Below are 214 nucleotides of genomic sequence, written 5' to 3'. Positions count from 1 at the left end.
TTTTCTCTTCATCAACTCAAAGGAGAAAGGTCTAATATTTGGTCGATATCTGTTAATGGCAATTGGAGAGTAACTTTCGAGTTCACGGATGGTAATGCTTACATCTTAAATTACGAGGATTATCACTAATGAATATGCATAACCCACCACATCCAGGCGAATTTATTGAGTCCATTTATATGGAGCCACACGGCATAAGTTGCAGGACTCTTGC

The 214-nt window shown here is 38.8% G+C and carries 1 protein-coding gene; it reads left to right on the top strand.

Features of this window, described 5'->3' with window-relative positions; translation table 11 throughout:
- On the top strand, positions 1 to 129 hold a 129-nt coding region (locus ACXAFQ_RS20570; protein WP_474825231.1), incomplete at its 5' end, for a type II toxin-antitoxin system RelE/ParE family toxin.
- Positions 130 to 214 lie beyond the last annotated feature (85 nt).

The sequence above is a fragment of the Alteromonas sp. ABH2_165 genome (assembly GCF_056159945.1).
The sequence above is the reverse complement of the archived record's forward strand: the minus strand, read 5'-3'. Positions and strand labels throughout refer to the sequence as shown.